This window comes from Amycolatopsis sp. NPDC051071 (genome assembly GCF_040682875.1).
Classification (GTDB): Bacteria; Actinomycetota; Actinomycetes; order Mycobacteriales; family Pseudonocardiaceae; genus Amycolatopsis.
In genome coordinates this window covers 1-4,670 of sequence record NZ_JBFBBY010000293.1, presented here as the reverse complement: position 1 = coordinate 4,670, position 4,670 = coordinate 1, and the positions used below count along the sequence as shown (strand labels likewise).

Genomic DNA, 4,670 nt, shown 5'->3' with positions numbered 1-4,670 from the left:
GCATGTGTTAAGCACGCCGCCAGCGTTCGTCCTGAGCCAGGATCAAACTCTCCAACAATGTCAAATTTGATCGAGGCAATTCAATGCACTCAAAGGAACCTCAAAACGAGGTTCAAAAACAATAAGCTCTACTGGCTTAGTTCACTAGCACACTGTTGAGTTCTCAAGCAACACACCCCGAATCGCACCGAGCAACAGTATCACTGAAGCGCGGCCTTATCCGAAGCAGTCATTCCTAGCAGTTTTTGGTGAGACACCCACTCAATCACCTTGAGGTGAGAGCTTGGTTCGTGTCCCGGTCGGCCACCCGGTTTCCCTGGCGACTTGGAGAACTTTACATGGCCGGAAAGGGCCCAAAACAGGGGGGTACCTTAACCGCGTTTCCGCAGGTCAAGCCCCCTGCTTCGGGCCGACGGCCAGGATCAGCCCCCGATGCGCACGCCAGCGACGTTGCGCTTGCCCTTGCGGACCACGAGCCAGCGGCCGTGCAGAGCGTCTTCCGCGGACGGCTTCCACTCCTCGTCGGCGATCTTCGTGTTGTTGACGTACGCCCCGCCTTCCTTGACGGTGCGGCGCGCGGCGCCCTTGCTGTCGACGAGGCCGCCGGCGATCAGCAGGTCGATGATCGTCGAGTCACCGCTCGGGTCAACCTTGCCGTTCGGGACCTCGGCCATGGCGGCATCCAGTGTCGGCGAGTCGAGGTCACGCAGCTCTCCCCTGCCGAACAGTGCCTGGCTGGCGGCGATGACCTGCCGCGTCGCCTCCTCGCCGTGGACCAGGGTCGTGAACTCCTCGGCCAGCCTCTTTTGGGCCGCCCGCAGGTGGGGCCGCTGTTCGGTGTCCTCGGCGAGGGCCGCGATCTCCTCCTGCCCGAGGAAGGAGAACATCCGCAGGTAGCGGACGACGTCAGCGTCGGCGACGTTCACGAAGTACTGGAACCACGCGTACGGCGAGGTCATCTCCGGATCCAGCCAGAGACTGCCGCCACCGGTGGACTTCCCGAACTTGCGGCCCTCGGCGTCCGTGACCAGCGGGGCGGTCAGCGCGTGCGCGTGCCCGCCGTCGGTCCGGCGGATCAGGTCGACGCCGCCAACGAGGTTGCCCCACTGGTCGGAGCCGCCGACCTGCAGCTTGCAGCCGTACTCGCGGTACAGGTGCAGGTAGTCCTGCGACTGCAACAGCAGGTAGCTGAACTCGGTGTAGGACATACCGTCGGTTTCGAGGCGCCGCTTCACCGTCTCCCGGTTCAGCATGGTGTTGACCGGGAAGTGCTTGCCGACGTCGCGTAGGAACTCGAGCACGCTCTGCTGCCCGGTCCAGTTCAGGTTGTTCTCGATGACCGCGCCGGTCGGCGAATCGTCGAAGTCGACGAACCGTTCGAGCTGGCCACGGATGCGACCCGCCCATTCGGCGACCGTGTCGAGGGTGTTGAGGGTGCGCTCGCCGGTGTCGCGCGGGTCGCCGATCATCCCGGTGGCGCCGCCGGCCAGCACGATGGGCCGGTGCCCGGCGCGCTGGAACCGCGAAAGCATCAGCAGCGGGACGAGGTTGCCGGCGTGCAGGCTGGGCGCGGTCGGGTCGAATCCGCAATAGAGCGTGAGGGGTCCCTGGTCGAGGTCTCGCCGCAGTGCGTCGGCGTCGGTGGATTGCGCGATCAGGCCGCGCCAGGTCAGCTCGTCAAGGATGTGCTCACTCACGCCTGTAGATCCTCCCGCACCAGGTCAACCGACTATCGGCCGGGGGCCGCCGCCCGTCGCTTGCCACCGCGCCGATAGGTGGAGACGGCGGGTGATCCGTCGATCCAGAACCGCCACGGCGTGTCCATCGCCGTCGCGACACCGACGCGCGGACCGGTACGGATGGCAGATTCCGGCACGCGTTCGCCGGTGAACAGCCGGACGGGTGAGGCGGGGTCGGTCAGATCGACGCCGTTCTCCGCCTTGGCGATGCCGAGCACCGAGGTGAGGATGGCCGGTCCTTTGGCGAGTTCGCCGTTGCCTCGCGCGGACGGCCTCCGCGCACGCACGATGTCGGCGCCGGACACGACTTCACCGGCACGCAGCAGCACGGCTCCCGGCTGCCCGTCTTCGGTGCCGACGACGTTGGCGCAGAAGTGCATGCCGTAGACGAAGTACACGTACAGAAACCCCGCCGGCCCCCACATGACTTCATTGCGCGGGGTCATACCGCGGTAGCAGTGCGACGCCGGGTCATCGAGCCCGCGATAGGCCTCGACCTCGACCAGGCGGACGGCGACGGTGCCGGACGGCCCGGTCGCTTCGATCACCGCTCCGAGCAGCAGCGAGGCCAGTTCCACCGGATCCAGCGCCAGCTCCTGACGGGTGAACTGCCTGCCTGTCACCAAGTTCCGTGCTCCCCTCTCGTCACTGCGCCGACCTTAACCGGAGGCACCGACAGTTTCAGTATTGAGCGGTCGACGTCCTCGAAGGGCTTAGTGGTCGGGTTCGGAAGACGGCCAAGAAGTAGCTACGCGATCTTCGGCGCGACTCGCATGCTGGTGTAGCAGTACTCGGTGCCGTCGGGCAGTTTCGAGAACAGCACCGGCATCCAGTCGTCGCCGGACATCGGGTTCGTCCCGGCGAAGACGTGGTCCGAAACCGGCACCAGTTCCGCCTCGATCGGCGGGGCGATGTCCTTGATCGCGTCGGCGAATTCGTAGACGAAACGCAGCTTCCCGTCCGTCTCGGTCACGGTGATGATGACGCCTTCGCGCCGGTACGTGCCCGCGAAAGGCGCGACGTCCACCGAAGGCGGCGACAGCGGCGGAGCGAACTCGGCCGGGACTCGGACTCCGGCGAGCTCGCCGAGGAGTTCACGCGACAGCGTGGTGTAGAGCCTGTCCGTCGTGCCGTGGTTGGTGAGCAGTGCGAAGGCCATCCCGGCTCCCGGAACCACCCGCAGGTAGGACCGCTGGCCGATCGACGATCCGTTGTGGCCGAAGCCGGGAACGCCGTCCCAGTCGTGGATCGAGAGGCCAAGGCCCCAGCCGTCGGAACCGAGTGTCCACTTGTCCGGTACTTCGACCTCGCGATGCCGCATCGCGGCCACCGTCTCCTCGGCGAGCACCCGGGACCCGTCGACCGCGTTGCCGTCGAGCAGCATCCGCGCGAACCGGACGACGTCGCCGGCGGTGGCGAGGACGCGGCCGAACGGCCCGGCCGAACGCGGCAGGAGATCCCAGGCCTCGGTCGGCTCCGGATCCTGCCCGAGATGTCCCATCGCGACACGGAACCGCAGTGCCTCCTCAGGCAGCGTCATCGTCTCGGTGAGTCCCAGCGGGCCGGCGATCCGTTCCCGCAGGGCGTCGTCCCAGGTCAGACCGGTGAGTACCTCGACGATCCGGCCGAGCACGTTGTAGCCGACGCTGCTGTAGGACGCGGCCGACCCTGGCGGGCAGTCGAGCGCCACTCCCCTCGCCGCTTCGACGTATTTGGCGAGACAGTCGTCGCCGCGGCCGGTGTCCTCAATGAAGTCGCAGGTCAGCCCGCTGGTGTGGCTGAGCAGTTGCCGGGTGGTGATCGTCTTCGTCGCCTCGGGATCGACGGTCGCGAACTCCGGCAGCACCTCGATCACCGGCACGTCGAGGTCCAGCCGTCCTTCCTCGGCGAGTCCCAGCACCAGTGCGGCCGTGTAGACCTTCGCGATCGAACCGAGCTGGAAGACCGAATCCGTGGTCGCCTCGACTCCGGTCCCCCGGTGCAGCACCCCGCTCGCCAGTTCGTGGATCTCGCCCCCGGTCAGCACGGCGAGGGTCGCACCCGGCACGTGGTGTTCGGCCCGCAGTTCGTCGAGCCTGGCTTGCCAGTGGGCGTGGTCGAATTCGTTCCGTACAGTGTTCGGCATACTGAACACTGTACGGATAAAGATGGGTGTGCGCTAGGCCGTACACTGTTCGGATGGCGCAGAAATTTCCGTCGGTGTGGGCGCGACCGCCGAAACGACAACGCGATCAGCCGTCGCTGAGCCGGGAGCAGATCGTTTCCGCGGCCATCGAACTGCTCGACGCCGAAGGCATCGAGGCGCTGAGCATGCGGAAGCTCGGGATCCGGCTCGACGCTGCCGCCACCTCGATGTACACCCACGTGGCCAGCAAGGACGAACTGGTCGAACTCGTCGTCGACGAGGTCTACGGCGAAGTCGCGCTACCGGCGACGGGCCCGTGGCGCGCGGCGGCGACGCGGTTCGCGCACGACCTGAGGTCGGTTTTCCTCCGCCATCCCTGGATCGGGTCGCTGCTCGGCGAGGCGGGTGTCGCGTATCTGGGGCCGAACGTCCTGAAGCTGTCGGAAGCGGCGCTCGCGCTGTTCGAGGACGCCGGATTCTCGCTGGAGGACGCCGATCTGGCGTTCAACACGGTCATGGCCTACGTCGTCGGACGCGCCACCAGCGAGGCCGCGTGGCTCACCGCGCTCAGGCGCGGTGGACAGAACGAGCAGGTCTGGAAAGAACAGCTGTGGCCTGCCGCCGAGGAGGCCGTGCGGAACCACTCGCGGTTGAAGAAGCTGTACGCGGCGCAGAGAAACCGGAAGCCAGGCGAAATCAACGACTCCGACTTCGCGGGCGGCCTGGAGTGCGTCCTCGACGGCTTGGCGGCCAAGCTCCCCTGAAGTACAGGAAGGCCCCCTTCCTTGCGTTAGGCGCAAGGAAGG

At 66.6% G+C, this 4,670-nt stretch carries 4 protein-coding genes; 1 reads left to right on the top strand and 3 read right to left on the bottom strand.

The features are described from left to right. Positions 1-422 precede the first annotated feature (422 nt). The 3 genes from tyrS to AB0M65_RS40255 all read right to left on the bottom strand — a co-directional run bounded on the left by tyrS (position 423) and on the right by AB0M65_RS40255 (position 3,864). On the bottom strand, positions 423-1,697 hold the full coding sequence (gene tyrS / locus AB0M65_RS40265) for a tyrosine--tRNA ligase (protein WP_364040740.1): 1,275 nt from the start codon (positions 1,695-1,697) through the stop codon (positions 423-425). A gap of 32 nt (positions 1,698-1,729) precedes the next feature. After that, positions 1,730-2,365 (bottom strand): DNA-3-methyladenine glycosylase, encoded by a 636-nt coding sequence (locus AB0M65_RS40260; protein ID WP_364040737.1) that lies wholly within the window; start codon positions 2,363-2,365, stop codon positions 1,730-1,732. 122 nt (positions 2,366-2,487) lie between these two features. Beyond that, complete coding sequence (locus AB0M65_RS40255; protein WP_364040734.1) at positions 2,488-3,864, bottom strand: serine hydrolase domain-containing protein; 1,377 nt, start codon at positions 3,862-3,864, stop codon at positions 2,488-2,490. A 53-nt stretch (positions 3,865-3,917) separates the two neighbouring features. On the opposite strand from AB0M65_RS40255, the gene AB0M65_RS40250 reads away from it, so the two are divergent. Further along, positions 3,918-4,628, top strand: a complete 711-nt coding sequence (locus AB0M65_RS40250; RefSeq protein WP_364040731.1) for a TetR/AcrR family transcriptional regulator — start codon at positions 3,918-3,920, stop codon at positions 4,626-4,628. Positions 4,629-4,670: the final 42 nt, after the last annotated feature.

Coding starts and splice junctions, on each gene's coding strand:
- AB0M65_RS40255 (WP_364040734.1), bottom strand. CDS start 3,864: ATGCCGAACACTGTACGGAACGAATTCGACCACGCCCACTGGCAAGCC.
- AB0M65_RS40250 (WP_364040731.1), top strand. CDS start 3,918: ATGGCGCAGAAATTTCCGTCGGTGTGGGCGCGACCGCCGAAACGACAA.